An 18065-nucleotide genomic window follows, 5' to 3' on the forward strand; every position below is an offset into this window, starting at 1 on the left:
GGGGCTGTTACCATGCTGATTTCAGGTCGCCAGATCACGGGTTTGATGATGGCCATGCTGTTTCTGGTCATCTTGCAAGATGGTGCCGGGGCAGGGCAGCTTTGCCCGAGCAATCCGCACTGGAGCAAGACGGACCCGGCGATCAATCTTGATCATGTGTTTTGCGGCGAAGTGAAATCAAACGGCAAGGCGTCGGGGTTTCATGCGCGGCCAAACGGGATCAATCCCCCCTCGATTACCGGGATCGAGATCACCCAGCCTGCCAATGACAATGGCATCTATGCCGGGATGGTCCGTTTTGCCAGTCTGTCCGGCCGCGAGCCGGTTAAATTTTCCAGCATCTTTCCCGATAGCTGTTCGCACGATCAGATCGTGACATCGATCCTGCATGCCCATGCCAATCGTATGGATTGTCCGGCCGGATCGCCCGGCTGGTGGCAATGTGGCCCGAACCGCCCGGACACAAACGGGGCGCATGAGATTTTCTGTGTCGGGGATGATCCCGACCAGACATTCACGATTGCCATAGGGTTGCTGCGCGATGGCCGGATCAACACGGCCTTTCCGTTGCGGTAGGGGCGACAGGGGATCAAAGGATGAGCACACAAAACGACCGTTTGCCGATGCCAATGGTGCCCGACTGGCCGGGGCGCAAGGCCGGTGATGCCGGTCATGACCGGATTGCCGCATTGATCGTGCTTGATATCCAGAATGCGCCGCAATGGGCAAGGCGGGTGCTTGGCGAGGTCGAAGACGTGATGTCGGGCGCGTCAAGTGGTTGGGAAATGGCGATGAATGCCCATATCCTCACTGTGGGTAAAACCCGTTGCGAGATCGCCGCAAGCCATGACGGGCCAGAAGAAGGCGAATGCGAAGACAGTATTTCGGTGCAAACCGGGGATTTGAAAGCCGCCCTTGTGGCATGGATTGCAAAGATGGATCGGGATGCTTAGAGCGATAGGGCGAATGAGAGGGATCAAGGGGACCGGGCATATGGGTCGGGCATTTGCGCGCGCGCAACGCGCGATTGCCGGGTTTGCCGCAATGGTCCTGATGATCGGGGTGCCTGTATTTGCCGATGCGCAAGAAGCGCAGGATCGCGGCAAGAATCCGGCTGATACGCTTGAAATTTTCCTGCATCAATATCTTGAACATGCCGGTTTGCCCGGCGGGGTGATTGGTATCGGCTATGGCACCGGACAGGTGCGCTATGCGGCAAGTGGCTATGCGACCGTGGCGCCCGATATCGGCATGACCGTGGATCGGCAGTTTTATATCGGCTCGCTGACCAAGATGATGACAGCGGTTGTGACCCTGCAACTGGCATCGGAAAAGCGCATTGATCTGGCCGATACCATCGGCAAATGGTTGCCCAAGGAATATCAGGGCCGGATTGCCAATGCGGACAGGGCAACCATTCGCGATCTTTTGCGCAACAGTTCGGGCATTCCTGATTATCTGGATGGCGAGTTCTTTTTCCAGCTGGTCGGGCGCGATCCCCAGCATGGCTGGCGCAACAAGGATGTTCTGGCCCTGATGGCGGATCGGGATGCCTATTTCGAGCCGGGAAAAAGCTATGCGCCGTCAAACAGCAATTTCATTTTGCTTGGCGTGATGATCGAGGCGGTCGAGGGGGACCATATCGAGCGCGTGTTTAACCGCCGCATCTTTGAGCCCGCCGAAATGGCCAATACATCCTTTGGCCGGTTTCCGCGCCCGGATCTTCTGGCGCATGGCTTTGATGATGCCAATGGTGATGGCAAACTTGAAGATGTGACCGATTATGATGTTGGTGATCAGCTTGCTGATGGCGGGGTGATTTCGACCGCCGGGGATATGGTGAAATTTGCCCGTGCCCTGTTTGTCGACGGGGTCTTGCTGGGGCCAAATGCCCTTAAACGTGCCACGACCGATACGGCCTTTGCCGGAAGCGGGTCTTATGGCTATGGGTTGATGATCGGGTCAAGCGACTGGGGTCCGGTCTGGGGGCATGACGGGATTTATTTTGGTTATTCCGCCGAATTTTCATGGTTCCCCGATCAGGATACGGTGGTGGTGTTCCTGTCAAACGGGCGGGCCCTGAACGAGGTGCCCAATGTTACGGGGCTTCTCATGACCGGCATTTTCGGTAATCCCAGGAATTAAATCATTTTAATTCAAGTGGTTAAATGTGCTGTGCCTGTTGCACAGGGCAAGCCATGACTGTGTTGCATAACTGATAGAATGATAATAGTTAGAATCCTATCTAATTTTCTGTTATCATCCGGGTCATGGAAAACATTGACCTTGAAACCCCTTATCTGACCCTTGGCAGTGCGCTGATGCGTGTGGCCCGTTGCTGGCAGCGCGAAGTCAACCGCACGCTTGTTGCCCATGGCTTGTCACAAACGATGGTCATGCCGCTGATTGTTCTGCATCGCAGCCGCGGTGCGGTGCGCCAGGGCATCATTGCCGAGGAAATCGGTGTCGAAGGTCCGTCACTTGTCCGGGTGATTGATCAGCTTGAACGTGATGGTCTGATTTCGCGTGTTTGCGATCCGACCGATCGTCGGGCGAAAATGGTGGCCCTGACCGAGGATGGAAAGCAGAAAGCCGCCGAGATTGAAAAATTGCTGGGCGAGCTGCGCGGGGAGTTGACGGCCAATATTCCATCGGAAAATCTGGGCATCACACTTGATGTCATGCGTGCGCTGCTTGATCAGCTGGCACTGCGCGACAAGGTGCCGCAGGGAGGATGACGCATGTTAGGCACGATCCTTTCACTGCGGCCCAAGGCATCGGACTGGCTGTTTTCGGTCAAGACCTTTGCCGCATCGATCCTGGCCCTTTATATCGCACTTGCCTTTGATTTTGACCGTCCGGTCTGGGCGATGGCGACGGTTTATATTGTTGCCCATCCGCTGTCAGGTGTTCTGGCCTCCAAGGCGATCTACCGCGTGCTGGGCACCGTTCTTGGTGCGGTTGCGGCTGTGGTCCTTGTTCCCAATCTTGTCAGTGCGCCGATCCTGTTGTCACTGGTTCTGGCGATCTGGGTCGGGGGATGTCTGTTCCTGTCGCGTCTGGATCGTACACCGCGCAGCTATGTTTTCATGCTGGCAGGGTACACGGCGGCCATTGTCGGCTTTCCATGTGTTGGCGATCCGACAGCGGTGTTTGCAACCGCGATTGCCCGTTTTCAGGAAATCAGCCTTGGCATCGTCTGTGCCACCGTGGTCAGCCACACCGTTTTCCCCCGTCATATCGGGCCGGTGATTGCCGCGCGTATTGATGGCTGGATGGGCGATGTCGCCAAGCTTGCCGATCAGAGCTTTGATCCCCAAACCGATGCAGAGGCATTGCAAAATGACCGCGCACGCATTGCGGCTGACCTTGGCGAGTTGCATGGTCTGGCCCTGCATCTTGGCTATGAGAAATCCGGTTTTTCAGGACGGACCCGCCAGTTGCAGGCGCTGCAAAGTGTGGTCGCGGCATTGTTGCCGGTTTTATATGCCATTCATGACCGGCTGGTGGCGCTCAAGACCGAACAGGGCGATCTGCCCGACGATGTCAAAGGCATCCTTGCGGGTATTTCGGCCCATATTTCCGCCCCGACCCATGATCGCGCCCGTATCTGGCAGCTTCATCGCGAAATTGATGCCTTTGCCGACCGGGTTGCGGGATCGCGGGACTGGGCCGGGCTGCTTCAGATCAATCTTGCCAACCGGCTGCATCGTCTGATCGATTTTCATGATGATTGCCGTACCCTTTGGGATGGTATTCGCGCCGGTGATGTTCCGGCAGATGTTCTGGATCGCTGGCAGGAAAGTGCGCGCGCCGGGGCATTGCACCGGGATTATGACGCAGCCTTTCGCAGTGGCCTGACGGCGGTTATCGCAACATTGATTGTCTGTGGTTTCTGGATCCTGTCGGGTTGGCCAAGCGGGGCTACGGCCGCCATGATGGCGGCTGTTGGTTCCAGCATCATGTCGTTTCTTGATAACCCGGTGTCGGCCCTTAAGGGCTTCATTCGCTATACCGCTTTGGCGGTGGCAGTGGTGCTGGTCTATAGCCTTGTCATCCTGCCCGGTATTGACGGCTTTGCGTTGCTGGTAATGGCATTTGCACCTTACTTCATCTTGCTTGGTGTGCTGATGGCAACGCAGCAGACCTATGGTTTTGGTCTGGCGATGCTGGTCAATGTGGTGATGATCCTGAATGTCGATACGGCCTATAGCAGTGATGTTTCATTACTGCTGGGCGGTGGGATTGCGTCGCTGGCAGGCTTCGGGGTTGCGGCAATTGTTACAGCCTTTGTACGCGTGGTGCCGGTGGATAGCTTTATCCGTGGTCTGGTCCATGCCAACTGGCGCGATATTGCCGGGATTGCCCGCGGGACGTTGAATATTGCGCGTATGGTGATGATCCGCCGTCTTCTGGACCGTCAGGGATTGATCCTGCCGCGTCTTGCGATGGCGGCAAGCCAGCGTGAAACCCTGATCCGGGTGATGCCGGAAGTCTCGATTGCGGCAAGTCTTTATGATCTGCGTCGTATCCGGCTGTTTGTTGATCCGATGATCAGGGCGCGGCTTGACGTTCTGTTGCGCAATATCGCGCGGCATTTCGAAGCCCGGTTTGATGATTTCGACCGCGCCCCGGACCCCAGGATTTTGTCCGAGGTTGATAGCATTCTGCGTCTTGCCAATGACCTGGTCGACGCAACCCAACGTCAGAAACTGTTGATCCCGCTTGTCGCGCTGCGCCGGATGCTTTCGAAAACGGATGCGCCGACGCTTGATCGCATGGCAGGGCAGGTGGCTTCGACCACGTCCCTGTCCCCAAGAATGGGAGAAATCGCATGATCACTCCGACCCTTAATATCTATGGCCTGTTTGTCCCGGCATTGCTGGGTCTGGCACTGGCAGCATGGGCCTGTCTTTCTGTGGCCCGTATCGGTCTGACGCGGATCGGTTTTTACAAGATAACCGTTCATCCTGCGCTTACCGACCTTGCGCTTTATGTGCTGATCCTGACCGGATTTTCGGCGCTTTTTATTCAATAGGTGACGATATGAAAACCATCATAACCAAAACCCTGCGTGCCGGTTTCACGCTTGTCCTGGTTGTTGCGGCCGTCGCAGGCGGTGTGCATCTTTATGATTACTATATGAACGAACCCTGGACCCGTGACGGGCGTGTCAGTGCGGATGTTGTCTCGATCGCGCCTGATATTGCAGGTCTGGTCGCCGAGGTGAAGGTATCAGATAACCAGCAGGTCAAGGCAGGCGACATTCTGTTTACCATAGATGCAGGCCGCTATCAGGTCGCGGTCGATCAGGCGCGCGCCAAACATGAAAGTGCCAAGGCTGCCCGCGATCAGGCTGCCCGTGAAGTCAAACGTTATAGTGGCCTTGATAGTGATGTTGTCTCGATCCAGAAAAAGGAACAGGTCAAAACCAGCCTTGCAACCGCGCAGGCCGATCTTGATCTGGCCAAGGCGGACCTTGATCTGGCGCAGCTTAACCTGTCGCGGACAAGTGTTGTTGCCCCGGTCAACGGGATCGTGACCAACTTCTCGTTGCGTCCGGGTAACTATGTTGGTGTCGGGACCGCGATTGCCGCCCTTGTCGATAGCAGCTCGTTCTATGTTGCGGGTTATTTCGAAGAAAACAAGCTGCCGCGCATTGCCATCGGGGATCGTGTAAAAGTCAGTCTGATGGGCGAGGACCGCCCGATTGACGGCCATGTTGTCAGCATCGCAAGCGGCATTCAGGACAGTGAACGCTCAGGCAGTTCCGCCGGACTGGCACAGGTCAAACCAACCTTTAGCTGGGTCCGTCTGGCCCAGCGTGTGCCAGTGCGTGTTGCCCTTGATCACATACCCGAAGGCGTAAAGCTGGTGGCCGGGCGCAGTGCGGTTGTGACGATTGATCAGGATGCCTCACATGGCGGCAGCGGGCTTAATGTCGGTCTACTGTTCTGAGGGCGGGCCGGGATTTTGTCATGATGCAGTGCAAAAAGTGACTTGCAGTGCAAAACAAGTTTGGGTAATTTTCGTAAAAATTAAACTGAAATATTGAACGAATATTATCAAACGGGAGAAACCTGATGGCTGCTGCCCCACGTCCGCGCCGTTCTGTTCTTTATATGCCGGGATCGAATGCCCGTGCCCTTGAAAAGGGCAGGAGCCTTCCGGCGGATGGTCTTATTCTTGATCTTGAGGATGCGGTTGCGCCTGATGCCAAGGATGTGGCGCGCGATCAGATTGTCGCTGCCCTTGCCGAAGGCGGCTATGGCAAACGTGAAATCCAGATCAGAACCAATGGCCTGAACACCCCGTGGGGTTATGCCGATATTGTGGCGGCATCAAAAACCGCCGCCGATGCCATCCTGCTTCCCAAGGTCGAAAGTGCCGATACCGTCCGTCAGGTCGCCAATATCATGGAGGCCGAAGGTGCGCATGAAGGCATGACCATCTGGTGCATGATGGAAACGCCGCTTGCGATGCTCAATGCCAAGGAAATTGCCGGTGCGCATCCGCGTCTGGGCGGGTTTGTGATGGGGACATCCGATCTGGCCAAGGATTTGAACTGTGCGCATACGCCAGACCGTTTGCCGATGATCACAAGCCTTGGTCTTTGCCTGTTGGCGGCACGGGCCTACGGATTGGCGATCCTTGATGGTGTGCATCTTGATCTGTCCGATGATGACGGGTTTGACGCATCCTGCAGACAGGGGCGCGAGCTTGGCTTTGATGGCAAAACCCTGATCCATCCCAAAACCATTGCATCAGCCAATGCGGCCTTTGCCCCGGCCGAAAGCGAAATCGCCTGGGCCCGCAAGATCATTGCTGCCCATGAAGAAGCGGCTGCCGAAGGCAAGGGCGTTGTCGTGGTGGATGGCAAGCTGATTGAAAACCTGCATGTTGTATCGGCCAAGAAGCTGGTGGTGATGGCCGATCTGATTGCAGAAATGGACGCTGCCTAAGCGCAGGATATCCGGGGTTCGCGCCCGATAAAGAAAACAGGTCGACAAAGACCAGCAAGGCGGCGCGAACCGGAACTTCAAGGAACTTTCGCCTTTCAGGGAGGCCCAGGAATGTCAAAGACCAATCCGGGAAATTACTTTGAGGATTTCCAGATCGGACAGGAAATCCGCCACGCGACCCCGCGCACGATCACAAGCGGTGATGTCGCGCTTTATACCGGGCTTTACGGGCCGCGTTTTGCAGTGCAGTCGTCTGATGAATTTGCGCGCGCCATCGGGTTCCGGTCAGCCCCGGTTGATGACCTTCTGGCCTTTCACATGGTGTTTGGCAAAACCGTGCCTGATGTGTCGCTCAATGCGGTGGCCAATCTTGGCTATGCCGGGGGTGTGTTTGGCGTACCGGTTTATCCGGGCGATACGGTCACGTCGGTTTCGACCGTGACGGGGCTTAAAGAGAATTCCAACGGTAAGACCGGTGTTGTCTATGTCAATTCGGTCGGGCGCAATCAGCGCGGCGAGATGGTTCTGGATTACAATCGCTGGGTCATGGTGCGCAAACGCGATGAAGCAGCCCCGGCACCGCAAGCCGTTTTGCCCGAACTGCCCGGTGTGGTCGCCCCCGAGGCATTCCAGATTCCGGTTGGTCTGGATATGACATCCTATGAAACCCGGCTGGCCGGGTCACCGCATCGTTGGGATGACTATTATGTCGGTGAAAAAATCGACCATGTCGATGGTATGACGCTTGAAGAATCCGAGCATCAGATTGCCACGCGACTCTATCAAAATACCGCCAAGGTCCATTTCGATCAGATCGCAGCAAATGACGGCCGGTTTGGTAAGCGCCTGATTTATGGCGGCCATATCATTTCGCTGGCGCGCGCGCTTTCATTTAACGGGCTTGGCAATGCCTTCAGGATTGCCGCGATCAATGCCGGGACGCATGCCAATCCGGCCTTTGCCGGGAATACGGTCTTTGCCTGGTCCGAAGTGCTGGGGAAATTCGAACTGCCCGGGCGTCGCGATCTTGGTGCGTTGCGTCTGCGTCTTGTGGCGGTGCGTGACCGGCAAGCAAGCGATTTTCCGCTGCGTACCGGGGACGGGAAATATCATCCTGATGTGCTGCTTGATTTCGACTATACGGTTCTGATGCCGCGTTGATCGGGGCGTTGCGCGATCCTGGCATGCGCGCTTGCTTAACCGTTCGTTTGTGATGTCGGGGCTAATTTCGCTGCGTCGGGCGTGCTGATCTTGATCGGGCGTTCGTGCATCCATATGTGTTTGCAATAAAATAGACCCGATCCAGGGGCAGTTTCCTTGCGTAAGAAGGTCTAATTGTGCGATTGCTAAATCCACGTTACGTCGTACACACGTCTGATGCGTGATCCTGTGTCACACATCATGCCCTTCCCGCAGGGCGTTTACGGCGTCTGAGAGGTCAACCTACGTAGTTTAACGGAGGCAAAACGGCGTTTTGGTTCTGAATTCTTTGGATTTTAAAGGGGTTCAGATTGACTCAAACCCGCTGCATGGGTAAATAAACCCTGCTTTCCCGCCAGCTACTTTGAGAAGAGGCAATTCCGCTATGAGCAAAGCCAATCGGCCGCTGTCTCCGCACTTGCAGGTGTACCGGCTTCCGATGACGGCAAAGATGTCCATCACGTTCCGTGCGATGGGTGTCGGCCTTGCCATTGGTTTCGTATTTTTGGCGTCCTGGCTGATTGGTGCCGGCGCTGGTCGTGAAGCCTTTAACGGCTATCACGGATTTTTCACCTCGTGGTTTGGTCTGCTGCTGCTGTTCGGTTGGACAGCGGCGTTTTATTACCACGCTTGCAACGGTATCCGTCACCTTGTCTGGGATACTGGTCGCGGCCTGACGAATGAGGGTGCCGCCAAAGGCAACCCGATCGTCCTTGGCGCGGCAGTTGTGCTGACCATCATCACCTGGATCATCGGTCTGGCCTAAGGCCGGGCAAGAGGGGACAAACTTGTCATGAAGATGCAATCCGATCTAGGCCGTGTTCGCGGTCTCGGTTCTGCTAAAAGTGGCTCTTCGCACTGGTGGACCCAGCGCGTAACCGCTGCTGCAAACCTTCCGCTCGGTATCTGGTTCATTCTTTCGATTCTTGCAGGGCACACGGCCGATTATGATGCCGTTCACGCCTGGTTGAGCTCGTACTTCCATTCGACCATGATGATCCTGATGATCGTCAGCGTTGCTGTGCATTTCACGCATGGCCTGCAGGTCGTGATCGAAGATTATGTGCATAACCGTAAAGCAGAAGTGATTTCGCTGATGCTGATCAAAGCCGTCGCAGCCTTCCTGTCTGTGGCAGCCATCGTATCAGTCCTGCGTATCGTTTTTGCCGGAGCCTGAGCCAATGACTGAATCATATAAAATTATCGACCATAACTACGACGTCGTCGTTATGGGTGCAGGCGGCGCGGGTCTTCGCGCGACGCTCGGTACGGTTGAAGCCGGCCTGAAAACTGCATGTATCACCAAGGTCTTCCCGACCCGTTCGCACACCGTTGCTGCCCAGGGCGGTATCGGTGCATCGCTTGGCAACATGTCCGAGGATCACTGGCAGTGGCATATGTATGACACCGTCAAGGGTTCCGACTGGCTTGGTGACCAGGACGCGATCGAATATATGTGCCGTAACGCCGTTCCGGCGGTTCATGAACTTGAACATTACGGCATGCCGTTCTCGCGTACCGAAGACGGTAAAATCTATCAGCGCCCGTTCGGTGGTCACACCCGCGACCACGGCAAGGCGCCGGTTGAACGTGCCTGTGCTGCTGCTGACCGTACCGGTCACGCGATGCTGCATACCCTGTATCAGCAGTGCCTGAAGCACAAAGCAGAATTCTTTGTCGAATATATCGCCCTTGATCTGATCATGGATGAAGACGGTTCGTGCAAAGGTCTGGTTGCCTGGGATCTGGATTCCGGCGAGCTGCACCGCTTCAATGCCAAGATGGTCATTCTGGCATCTGGCGGTTATGGCCGTGCATTCTTTAGCTGCACCTCGGCACATACCTGTACCGGTGACGGTCATGGCATGGTGGCCCGTGCGGGTCTTGGTCTTCAGGACATGGAATTCGTTCAGTTCCACCCGACCGGCATTTACGGTTCGGGCTGCCTGATCACCGAAGGCGCACGTGGCGAAGGTGGGTACCTGACCAACTCCGAAGGCGAACGTTTCATGGAACGTTATGCGCCGACCGTTAAGGACCTTGCATCGCGTGACGTCGTGTCGCGTGGTATGGCACAGGAAATCCGTGACGGTCGTGGTGTTGGCGAGCACGGCGAATATATCCACCTGCATCTTGAACATCTTGGTTCGGAAGTGCTGTGGGAACGTCTGCCGGGTATTACCGAAACCGCGAAAATCTTTGCCGGTGTTGATGCGACCAAGGAACCGATTCCGGTTCTTCCGACGGTCCATTACAACATGGGCGGTATTCCGACCAACTATAAGGGCGAAGTTCTGCGTCCGACCGCTGACAACCCGAACGCAATCGTTCCGGGCCTGATGGCGGCTGGTGAAGCAGCTTGCGTGTCGGTCCATGGTGCAAACCGTCTGGGCACCAACTCGCTGCTCGATCTTGTTGTCTTTGGCCGTGCATGTGGTCTTCATGCCGCCGAAGTGGTCGATACCAAGGCACCGTTCAAGGAACTCAAAACCACCGATGGCGACGAGGCGATTGCACGTTTCGACCGTCTGCGCTGGGCAAAAGGTTCGCGTCCGACTGCGGATATCCGTCTGGAAATGCAGCGCGTCATGCAGGGCAACTGCGGCGTGTTCCGTACCTCGGAAATCCTCAAAGAGGGCGTTGGCAAACTTTCCGAGACCGCAAAGACGCTTCCCGACGTCGGCGTTTCGGATCGTTCGCTCATCTGGAACTCGGACCTGGTCGAGACTCTCGAACTTGAGAACCTGATGACCTGTGCCGCAGCAACCATGAATTCGGCAGAAGCGCGTCATGAATCGCGTGGTGCACATGCCCACGAAGATTATCCGAAGCGCGATGACGAAGTTTGGATGAAGCACACGATCGCCACTGTCGACACCGAGAAGGGTTATGGCGTTGATCTGACCTATCGTCCGGTCAACAACTTCACCCTGACCGATGAAGTGTCGTATATCGAGCCGAAAGAGCGCGTCTATTAAGGCGCGGCAAGAGAGGATTTGAGAGATGGTAGAATTCAATCTTCCCGCCAATTCGGTCGTGAAAGAGGGCAAATCGTTCTCTGCTCCGGCTGACGCGAAGAATGTCCGTTCGTTCAAGATCTATCGTTTTGATCCGGATAGCGGCGATAACCCGCGTACCGATACCTACGATATTGATCTCGACAAATGTGGTCCGATGGTTCTGGACGCGCTGATCAAGATTAAAAACGAGATCGACGCGACCCTGACTTTCCGCCGTTCGTGCCGTGAAGGCATTTGCGGTTCGTGCGCGATGAATATCGATGGCCGTAACACGCTTGCGTGTCTCAAGCCGATCGAAGACATCAAGGGCGAAGTAAAAATCTATCCGCTGCCGCATATGCCGGTGGTCAAGGATCTGGTGCCGGATCTGTCGCAGCCTTATGCACAGCTCGCTTCCATCGAGCCGTGGCTTAAAGCCGACAGCCCGACCCCGCCGGATGGTGAACGTCTGCAGTCGCGTGAAGAACGTGCCAAGCTTGACGGTCTTTGGGAATGCATTCTGTGCTTCTCCTGCTCGACCGCGTGCCCGTCTTACTGGTGGAACTCTGACCGTTACCTCGGCCCGGCTGTTCTGCTTCAGGCATATCGCTGGCTGGCTGATTCGCGTGACGAATATACCGGTGAACGTCTCGATGCACTCGAAGATCCGTTCCGCCTGTATCGTTGCCACACGATCATGAACTGCACCAACACCTGCCCGAAAGGCCTGAACCCGGCCCTTGCGATCACCGAAATCAAAAAGATGATCGCAGAACGCCGCGCCTAAGCCTTTGGGTGTGTTGCTCTGAAAATGGCGTTTTACGCCAATATGTTAAAGCCGCCGGAGATCGGATGATCCCGGCGGCTTTTTCGTCTGTCATCAGGATGTTAACCCCGTAATTACGCAATTGGGGTATGATGGTGACCGGCTTTCTTGCTGAAATATAGGGAATGACTGTCTTGTTCACGCGTTGCCAGTTTCGTGTTTCATCCATTCGTGCCCTGACGGGGGTTGGTTTGATGCTTGGTCTCGCGGCCTGTGGCGATACCGGTTCGAACTGGGAACCCCAGGACATGTTTGCCGCGCCGACCGAACAGAAGCTTGATGATCGCTATCGGGCGATGATTGATTTCAAGGCCATGGCGCGTGATGCCAATGGCAAGGAATATGCTGCGGGCCCCAAGGCAACCGTGCTGGGCGCGGTGGAAGAGGCCGTTGCCATGTGCAGTCAGGCCAATGCGCAAGGCTGCAAGGCGGTTCGGGTCGGTCTGACCTGGGTGGATGGTCTTGATCAGGTCGCGATTGAAAGCGTTATTCAGTCCTATAACGATACCATGACGGCCGAGGCTTATCATGCTGCCGGACAGGGCAATATGGGGGCCGCGAACTGGCTTGCCTATCATTATGCGGTGCTCGGTGAAAACCTGACCGAGGCAGAACGTCTTTCAAAACAGGCATTGTCGGTGGCCCCCGATGATCCCGGTGCACTTGATACCTATGGGCTGATCCTGTATCGGCAGGGACGTTATCAGGAAGCCGAAGAGGTGTTTATCCGGGTGAACAAGGCGATGCCGACGGCCGAGCATATTGCACATTTTGCCGATAATGCCCTTGCCATGGGCAAGGCCGAGATGGCGCGTGCGGCCTATCAGCGTGCCCTTCAGGCCGGGGCGGGGCCGGTGCTTTCGCAAACCATTCAGAAACGGTTGCTGGCCCTTGATCTGAATGGCGCAGGAAATGTGCAGCCGGCACAATGATCGGCAATATCATTTTTGATTGTGACGGTGTCCTGATTGACAGTGAAATTCTGTCTTTTGCGGTCGATGAACGGATGTTGCCGGAATATGGTATCACCCTGAATGCGACGGAAATTGCGCGCAGCTTTGGCGGTGTTGCCTATCGCGAGATGGTGGCAGAGCTTAATGCACGCTTTGGCGTGAATATTGATCCGGTTGCTTATCAGGAACGTTGTGAAGCTGAACTTGCCCGCATATTCGAGACCGATCTTGAGGTTGTCGCGGGCATGCCAGATCTGCTGGAAAATCTTTCTGTGCCCTTTGCACTTGCCTCGGGCAGTGATCTCGCACGGCTTGATCTGTGTCTTGGCCTGACCGGGCTTGATGGATTTTTCCAAAACCGGATTTTTTCGGCCGAGCAAGTGGCACGGGGCAAACCTGCGCCGGACGTTTTCCTGCTGGCAGCGGAGACATGCCGGTGGTCACCGGAAAGCTGCCTTGTGATTGAAGACAGCCCGTCAGGTGTGATTGCCGCAAAGGCCGCAGGTATGCGGGCGGTTGGATTTCTTGGTGGGGCCCATCGATCCGAGCGTGATGGTGATGGTTTGCTTGACGCCGGTGCCGAATATGTCGCAGGCAACAGTTCCGATTTGCACTATTATCTGCGTGATCTTGGTTTGATCGGGGTGGGCCAGATCAGGGGCTAGGTTTATGCCCGGTCCAGCGTAATGACCTCACCTTCGACCAGTGGCAAATCGACCTCGTTAAGGTTATTGCCCGGATCGGATCGATCCATGATGGACCGATTGTCAGCTATAATTTGCAATTTAATATTAGTAAAAAATATAGACTGAGCAGTACTATCCTTCTCCCATTCAGGTTTCCGTCTATTGTAACCCTGCCAGCGGCCCTTACCTATTTGCCAGCGCCCTCTGGAGAGAGAAAAACAATGTTCAGGACGTTTCTTTTGACTGGTGTGACTGCTGCACTGGTGTCCTTCGCAGCATTCGCGGATTCCAGCCATCATGCTGTATCTGACGATGTCATTGCCAGACAGCGCGCGGCTCTGGCTGCGGCAACGCAGGGCAAGGGATTTGGGCCCCAGTCACCACGCGATATTGGTATGATGGCAGGTAGCAACCACCGCGTATTTGGCACCGCACCCGATGTCAGCAAAATGACGCTGTGTGATATCCATTTCCATGAAAATGCCGAGCATAAGGGAGGTTCATATACCACCTTTGCCGGTAATGGTGACGGGCATGGCTTTGGCACGGGCTTCAAATACGATGGCAAACTGACCGAGGCGGAGTTGGCCCCGATTGGCATGGCGGTTGGAGCCAGTGAACATGGTGATCTCGAACCGGGTGATACCATCGAAATCCACTTTGTCTATTCGACCGCACAGGCAAGTCTTGGCAATGGTCTTGGCACCTGCCTGAGTGACGCGGTCAATAATCCGCAATTGCGGGTCGAGGCCGTTGTTGCCGTGCTGGTATCAGAAGGGGGTGCCGATTTCGCCAGGATGGCTGAAATCAGGGAGGTCGATGGCCTTAATCAGGTGCCCGGTCTGCCGACCGACCTTGGCGATCCGGTGATCTATGCCGGATCAACCACCGGGCCTGGCTATAACGAAAAGGGATCGCCCTTTCAGGTAACCTGGAGTGTGCGCCCCGATGTCGTCAAGCTGGGCATTGCATCGGTTGATACATGGTTGAAAGATAACCCGTTTGACGAAGGCCACGCCCATGGGGTGCGGAACCTTGTCACCAACCCGGATCTGCTTTCGCCAATCAACTGACGGATAAAAATAAACGCAGGGCACGTCATGCCCTGCGTCATTGAATTTTGCGTTGCCGGTGGATTTGATCACCTGGCAACGTGATGTTTCGGGCCTATGCCCAATCCAGCGTGATGACTTCGCCGTCGACCAGTGGCAGGTCAACTTCGTTAAGGTTGTTGCCCGGACCCGAACGATCGACGATCAGAAAATCGCTGTCTTCTTCGAGCACCAGAAGCGGGTGATGCCAGACATTCTTGGCATAGGTCACCCCCTGTGTCCCATCCGACAGAAAGGCGCGCAGGTTTTCCGGTTTGGGGGTATCGGTCCCCGACGCCACGACAATCAGGAACTTCTGACCCGCAAGCGGCATGAAGGCCTGTGATCCCAGCGGATGGCGTTCCATCATTTTGATTTCAATCGGCTTGGGCCGGGGCGTTCCGCGAAAGATGCTGATGATCGGGGCACCGCCTTCGTCAGCGACATCGACACGTGAAATGTCGTGAAAGCGCGTGGTGGTGCCCAGATTGATCGGATAGCTGTCGCGTGCGGTGGCAATCGAAATCACCTCGCCAAACGGGGCGAAGGCATCTGGCGTCAGATGTTCGACTGAGAGCTTCATCGTTGTGCGATCCTTATTTGGTGGTGGGCTTGCCAAGGATGCGCAGACGGCTGATACCGCCATCGGGGATCGAATTGACACGCAGATGGGTCACCGGACCATTGACGGTCAGGCTGGCGGCATCAAATTCATGGATATGGTCTGCCTGCATCTTGCTTTCGGGCAGGATGGTCGACCAGAACATGGAACGCGCGCGCAGCGACTTGTCCTTTTCGCCGTCAACATAGGCCCCCTGGATCGACACACGGTCAGGATAGTTGCCTTTGAAGTGACAGGTATCGACGATGATTTTTTCGATCTCGCCGGGATGCCCAAGCTCGATAATCAGCCATTCATTGCCCGGTTCACGACGGCGGCGGGTTTCCCAGCCATCGCCCATATTGACCCCGCGGCCCGGTGCCAGAATGGCGTTCGGATTACCGTAATGGGCATCGGACCAGCCGACAACAACACCGCCATTGATCATCGCTGCCAGATCGACCTGTTCGCCCTTGGTGGCCATTTCTGTCCAGTCGCGGTTCGGACGACCGTAAACGCGCAGACGGGCGACACCGCCATCGGGATAGATGTGCAGACGCACATGGGTATAGATCGCATCCGAGGTTACATCGGCATAGTGATGGGCACTGGCACCGAGACCCATCGGGGCGACGATTTCATCCCATTTGGCGTCATCTGCCGGATCGCCATTCGGGCAATAGCAGCCTTCAAGCGAGCCAGCTGGCGGGAAGTTGCCGGTAAAGTGGCTGGTGTCGATATCAACACCATAAATGCGGCCCGATGTTGCAAGGCGCACCACACAGTAATCATGGCCTTCGACGCGTTTGCGGCGGCTTTCCCAGCCGTCCATCCATTTGCCGTGATCGTCATAGCGATCAGGATAAAACACCGCATCGGCGGTTTGCAGCATGCGCTGCTTGTCGGCAAAGAAATCATCTGTCGCAAAAATGGCTTCTGCACCCAGACGTTCATCGGCAAGGTTGACGAACTTCCGTGCAAATTCCGGTGCGTCGTGATTTTCCTGATGGCTCATGGTCGTAAAATCCTGAAATGGTCGTTTATTATACGGTTATCAATCAATCAATCGGTCGGGCGGTCGGGCGTGCCGGGCTGGATCGGGTCGGGCCTACAGGGCTTCGAGCCGCAGTCTGGCAATGCGATGAACCTGATTGATCGCCTCGTTAAATTCGGTTTCGACATCGTTTTTGACCCGCCGTTCAAAGGCCGCAAGAATATCGGTCCGGTGGAACCCCTTGACGGCAAAGATGAACGGAAAGCCGAACTTCTGTTTATATTGGTCGTTCAGTTCAGTGAAACGGGCCAGTTCGTCTGCGCTGCATTGATCAAGTCCGGCCCCCGTCTGTTCGCTTTGCGAGGATGCGGTCAGATCGGCAAGGGCGAGTTTCCCGGCAAGATCGGGATGGGCGCGCAAAAGCGCAAGCTTGTCGCGATCAACCGCGCCATTGACCACGGCGGCCATGGCATCGGCAAGGTTCGCGGGTGTATCAAGTGCCTCGGTGATGCCGCGCTCATAAAGCTGATGGGCAACCCATGGTGAATGTTCATAGACCCAGCCATAAAGCGAGACAAAGGCGCTTTCGGCCAATGTGCTTGGCGGGCGGGTGGTGAACTGTGATTGACTGGTGTCTGTCATTTTGATCTTGGCTTTCAGTCCCGGTTCCTAGCCGCCAAACGGATGATGTTCGCGCCAGTGACGGGCGATATCAATCCGGCGGGCGAACCAGACATTGTCGTGGCTTTGGACATAGTCGACAAAGCGTTTCAGAGCGGCGAAGCGACCCGGACGGCCTACCAGTCGGCAATGAAGGCCCAGAGACAGCATGCGCGGCGTATGCGCGCCTTCTTCGTACAGCGTATCGAAGCTGTCCTTGAGATACTGGAAATACTGTTCGCCGGAATTGAACCCCTGAAGGGCGGCAAAGCGCATGTCGTTGGCATCAAGGGTATAGGGCACGATCAGGTGCGGCTTTTCGGTCTGGGTGCTCCAGAACGGCAGTTCGTCACTGTAATCGTCGGCATCATACAGGAAACCGCCTTCTTCGGCGACGATGCGACGGGTGTTGGGGCTGGTGCGGCCGGTGTACCAGCCAAGCGGACGTTCGCCGGTGACATCCTTGATGATATCAATCGCCTTGTGAAGATGGTCGCGTTCAATGTCTTCGGGGACATATTGATAGTCAATCCAGCGATAACCGTGCGAGCAGATTTCGTGACCGTCCTTCATGGCGACTTCGCCGACTTTCGGGTGGCGGGCAAGGGCCATGGCAACGGCAAAGATGGTGATCGGGATCTGGCGTTCGCGGAACAGGTTCAGAATGCGCCAGACGCCAACGCGCGATCCATATTCATAGATCGACTCCATGCTCATATGGCGGACACCCTCGCGCATGTCGGCACCGACGATTTCCGACAGAAATGCCTCGGAGGCCTTGTCACCATGCAACACGCAGTTTTCACCGCCTTCTTCGTAGTTCAGGACGAACTGGACGGCCACGCGTGCACCGTTGGGCCAATTGGCCTTGGGCGGGTTTTCACCATAACCGATCAAGTCACGCGCATATGTCTGGTCGTTCATCTGAACCTTCTCCTGAATTCTTGTACGCCCGGCTTTGTCCTGCGGAACGTTTGGTGTAGCATTAACCATAGGTCACCGGGCAGCAAGGGATAAACCTTATGCTGGCCGGACCGGATAAGTGCCGCACTATCAAGGCTGTTTTGATAATGTTCCTGGACGGAAGGTGGTG

Annotated in this window: 20 protein-coding genes; 16 read left to right on the forward strand and 4 right to left on the reverse strand. The window is 55.8% G+C overall.

The annotated features are described in order from the left end of the window. The first annotated feature begins 12 nt into the window (after nucleotides 1–12). The 16 genes from TH30_RS03450 to TH30_RS03530 all read left to right on the forward strand — a co-directional run bounded on the left by TH30_RS03450 (nucleotide 13) and on the right by TH30_RS03530 (nucleotide 14699). Nucleotides 13–576 carry an EndoU domain-containing protein gene (locus TH30_RS03450; protein WP_114096654.1) on the forward strand — a complete coding sequence of 188 codons (564 nt, stop codon included), beginning with the start codon at nucleotides 13–15 and terminating at the stop codon, nucleotides 574–576. A 20-nt stretch (nucleotides 577–596) separates the two neighbouring features. Then, the gene (locus TH30_RS03455) at nucleotides 597–953 is read left to right on the forward strand and encodes a hypothetical protein (protein ID WP_114096655.1); all 357 of its coding nucleotides are present in this window, start codon (nucleotides 597–599) and stop codon (nucleotides 951–953) included. Nucleotides 954–993: 40 nt separating this feature from the next. Then, nucleotides 994–2145, forward strand: coding sequence for a serine hydrolase domain-containing protein (locus TH30_RS03460; RefSeq protein ID WP_258548591.1), 1152 nt, complete (start codon nucleotides 994–996; stop codon nucleotides 2143–2145). Between the two features lie 125 nt (nucleotides 2146–2270). Continuing rightward, nucleotides 2271–2738: a MarR family winged helix-turn-helix transcriptional regulator gene (locus tag TH30_RS03465; RefSeq protein ID WP_114096656.1), complete on the forward strand. Its 468-nt coding sequence runs from the start codon at nucleotides 2271–2273 to the stop codon at nucleotides 2736–2738. Nucleotides 2739–2741: 3 nt separating this feature from the next. After that, nucleotides 2742–4838 (forward strand): FUSC family protein, encoded by a 2097-nt coding sequence (locus TH30_RS03470; protein WP_114096657.1) that lies wholly within the window; start codon nucleotides 2742–2744, stop codon nucleotides 4836–4838. Next, complete coding sequence (locus TH30_RS03475) at nucleotides 4835–5038, forward strand: DUF1656 domain-containing protein (RefSeq protein WP_114096658.1); 204 nt, start codon at nucleotides 4835–4837, stop codon at nucleotides 5036–5038. The genes TH30_RS03470 and TH30_RS03475 overlap by 4 nt, the downstream gene beginning before the upstream one ends. Nucleotides 5039–5046: 8 nt before the next feature. Further along, the gene (locus TH30_RS03480; RefSeq protein ID WP_114096659.1) at nucleotides 5047–5958 is read left to right on the forward strand and encodes an efflux RND transporter periplasmic adaptor subunit; all 912 of its coding nucleotides are present in this window, start codon (nucleotides 5047–5049) and stop codon (nucleotides 5956–5958) included. A 125-nt stretch (nucleotides 5959–6083) separates the two neighbouring features. Beyond that, nucleotides 6084–6962 (forward strand): HpcH/HpaI aldolase/citrate lyase family protein, encoded by an 879-nt coding sequence (locus TH30_RS03485; protein ID WP_114096660.1) that lies wholly within the window; start codon nucleotides 6084–6086, stop codon nucleotides 6960–6962. A gap of 111 nt (nucleotides 6963–7073) precedes the next feature. Further along, nucleotides 7074–8123, forward strand: a complete 1050-nt coding sequence (locus tag TH30_RS03490; RefSeq protein ID WP_114096661.1) for a MaoC family dehydratase — start codon at nucleotides 7074–7076, stop codon at nucleotides 8121–8123. A gap of 424 nt (nucleotides 8124–8547) precedes the next feature. Then, nucleotides 8548–8928, forward strand: a complete 381-nt coding sequence (sdhC, locus tag TH30_RS03495; RefSeq protein ID WP_114096662.1) for a succinate dehydrogenase, cytochrome b556 subunit — start codon at nucleotides 8548–8550, stop codon at nucleotides 8926–8928. 27 nt (nucleotides 8929–8955) lie between these two features. Then, nucleotides 8956–9339, forward strand: a complete 384-nt coding sequence (gene sdhD / locus TH30_RS03500) for a succinate dehydrogenase, hydrophobic membrane anchor protein (RefSeq protein ID WP_114096663.1) — start codon at nucleotides 8956–8958, stop codon at nucleotides 9337–9339. A 4-nt stretch (nucleotides 9340–9343) separates the two neighbouring features. Beyond that, on the forward strand, nucleotides 9344–11140 hold the full coding sequence (gene sdhA / locus TH30_RS03505) for a succinate dehydrogenase flavoprotein subunit (RefSeq protein ID WP_114096664.1): 1797 nt from the start codon (nucleotides 9344–9346) through the stop codon (nucleotides 11138–11140). Nucleotides 11141–11165: 25 nt separating this feature from the next. Continuing rightward, nucleotides 11166–11948 (forward strand): succinate dehydrogenase iron-sulfur subunit, encoded by a 783-nt coding sequence (locus tag TH30_RS03510; protein ID WP_114096665.1) that lies wholly within the window; start codon nucleotides 11166–11168, stop codon nucleotides 11946–11948. A gap of 164 nt (nucleotides 11949–12112) precedes the next feature. Beyond that, nucleotides 12113–12919: a tetratricopeptide repeat protein gene (locus tag TH30_RS03515; RefSeq protein WP_114096666.1), complete on the forward strand. Its 807-nt coding sequence runs from the start codon at nucleotides 12113–12115 to the stop codon at nucleotides 12917–12919. Continuing rightward, nucleotides 12916–13605: an HAD family hydrolase gene (locus tag TH30_RS03520; protein ID WP_114096667.1), complete on the forward strand. Its 690-nt coding sequence runs from the start codon at nucleotides 12916–12918 to the stop codon at nucleotides 13603–13605. The genes TH30_RS03515 and TH30_RS03520 overlap by 4 nt, the downstream gene beginning before the upstream one ends. 242 nt (nucleotides 13606–13847) lie before the next feature. Beyond that, nucleotides 13848–14699 (forward strand): delta-class carbonic anhydrase, encoded by an 852-nt coding sequence (locus TH30_RS03530; protein WP_114096668.1) that lies wholly within the window; start codon nucleotides 13848–13850, stop codon nucleotides 14697–14699. A gap of 94 nt (nucleotides 14700–14793) precedes the next feature. On the opposite strand, the gene TH30_RS03535 is transcribed toward TH30_RS03530, so the two are convergent. The 4 genes from TH30_RS03535 to puuE form a co-directional block, all read right to left on the reverse strand. After that, nucleotides 14794–15300, reverse strand: coding sequence for an ureidoglycolate lyase (locus TH30_RS03535; protein WP_114096669.1), 507 nt, complete (start codon nucleotides 15298–15300; stop codon nucleotides 14794–14796). 13 nt (nucleotides 15301–15313) lie between these two features. Beyond that, complete coding sequence (gene alc, locus TH30_RS03540; protein WP_114096670.1) at nucleotides 15314–16333, reverse strand: allantoicase; 1020 nt, start codon at nucleotides 16331–16333, stop codon at nucleotides 15314–15316. Between the two features lie 93 nt (nucleotides 16334–16426). Next, the gene (gene uraD, locus TH30_RS03545) at nucleotides 16427–16954 is read right to left on the reverse strand and encodes a 2-oxo-4-hydroxy-4-carboxy-5-ureidoimidazoline decarboxylase (RefSeq protein WP_114096671.1); all 528 of its coding nucleotides are present in this window, start codon (nucleotides 16952–16954) and stop codon (nucleotides 16427–16429) included. Between the two features lie 27 nt (nucleotides 16955–16981). Next, nucleotides 16982–17896: an allantoinase PuuE gene (gene puuE / locus TH30_RS03550; RefSeq protein WP_114096672.1), complete on the reverse strand. Its 915-nt coding sequence runs from the start codon at nucleotides 17894–17896 to the stop codon at nucleotides 16982–16984. Between the last annotated feature and the right edge of the window lie 169 nt (nucleotides 17897–18065).

The organism is Thalassospira profundimaris, from assembly GCF_003326795.1.
In the GTDB taxonomy this organism is placed as follows: domain Bacteria; phylum Pseudomonadota; class Alphaproteobacteria; order Rhodospirillales; family Thalassospiraceae; genus Thalassospira; species Thalassospira profundimaris_C.

Excerpts from the sequence above, each read along its gene's own strand:
- TH30_RS03535 (WP_114096669.1), bottom strand. The coding sequence starts at position 15,300 with ATGAAGCTCTCAGTCGAACATCTGACGCCAGATGCCTTCGCCCCGTTT.
- TH30_RS03455 (WP_114096655.1), top strand. The coding sequence starts at position 597 with ATGAGCACACAAAACGACCGTTTGCCGATGCCAATGGTGCCCGACTGG.
- sdhC (WP_114096662.1), top strand. The coding sequence starts at position 8,548 with ATGAGCAAAGCCAATCGGCCGCTGTCTCCGCACTTGCAGGTGTACCGG.
- TH30_RS03530 (WP_114096668.1), top strand. The coding sequence starts at position 13,848 with ATGTTCAGGACGTTTCTTTTGACTGGTGTGACTGCTGCACTGGTGTCC.
- TH30_RS03515 (WP_114096666.1), top strand. The coding sequence starts at position 12,113 with ATGACTGTCTTGTTCACGCGTTGCCAGTTTCGTGTTTCATCCATTCGT.
- TH30_RS03460 (WP_258548591.1), top strand. The coding sequence starts at position 994 with ATGGGTCGGGCATTTGCGCGCGCGCAACGCGCGATTGCCGGGTTTGCC.
- sdhA (WP_114096664.1), top strand. The coding sequence starts at position 9,344 with ATGACTGAATCATATAAAATTATCGACCATAACTACGACGTCGTCGTT.
- TH30_RS03465 (WP_114096656.1), top strand. The coding sequence starts at position 2,271 with ATGGAAAACATTGACCTTGAAACCCCTTATCTGACCCTTGGCAGTGCG.
- alc (WP_114096670.1), bottom strand. The coding sequence starts at position 16,333 with ATGAGCCATCAGGAAAATCACGACGCACCGGAATTTGCACGGAAGTTC.
- TH30_RS03475 (WP_114096658.1), top strand. The coding sequence starts at position 4,835 with ATGATCACTCCGACCCTTAATATCTATGGCCTGTTTGTCCCGGCATTG.
- TH30_RS03490 (WP_114096661.1), top strand. The coding sequence starts at position 7,074 with ATGTCAAAGACCAATCCGGGAAATTACTTTGAGGATTTCCAGATCGGA.
- sdhD (WP_114096663.1), top strand. The coding sequence starts at position 8,956 with ATGAAGATGCAATCCGATCTAGGCCGTGTTCGCGGTCTCGGTTCTGCT.
- TH30_RS03485 (WP_114096660.1), top strand. The coding sequence starts at position 6,084 with ATGGCTGCTGCCCCACGTCCGCGCCGTTCTGTTCTTTATATGCCGGGA.
- uraD (WP_114096671.1), bottom strand. The coding sequence starts at position 16,954 with ATGACAGACACCAGTCAATCACAGTTCACCACCCGCCCGCCAAGCACA.
- TH30_RS03510 (WP_114096665.1), top strand. The coding sequence starts at position 11,166 with ATGGTAGAATTCAATCTTCCCGCCAATTCGGTCGTGAAAGAGGGCAAA.
- puuE (WP_114096672.1), bottom strand. The coding sequence starts at position 17,896 with ATGAACGACCAGACATATGCGCGTGACTTGATCGGTTATGGTGAAAAC.
- TH30_RS03520 (WP_114096667.1), top strand. The coding sequence starts at position 12,916 with ATGATCGGCAATATCATTTTTGATTGTGACGGTGTCCTGATTGACAGT.
- TH30_RS03450 (WP_114096654.1), top strand. The coding sequence starts at position 13 with ATGCTGATTTCAGGTCGCCAGATCACGGGTTTGATGATGGCCATGCTG.
- TH30_RS03480 (WP_114096659.1), top strand. The coding sequence starts at position 5,047 with ATGAAAACCATCATAACCAAAACCCTGCGTGCCGGTTTCACGCTTGTC.
- TH30_RS03470 (WP_114096657.1), top strand. The coding sequence starts at position 2,742 with ATGTTAGGCACGATCCTTTCACTGCGGCCCAAGGCATCGGACTGGCTG.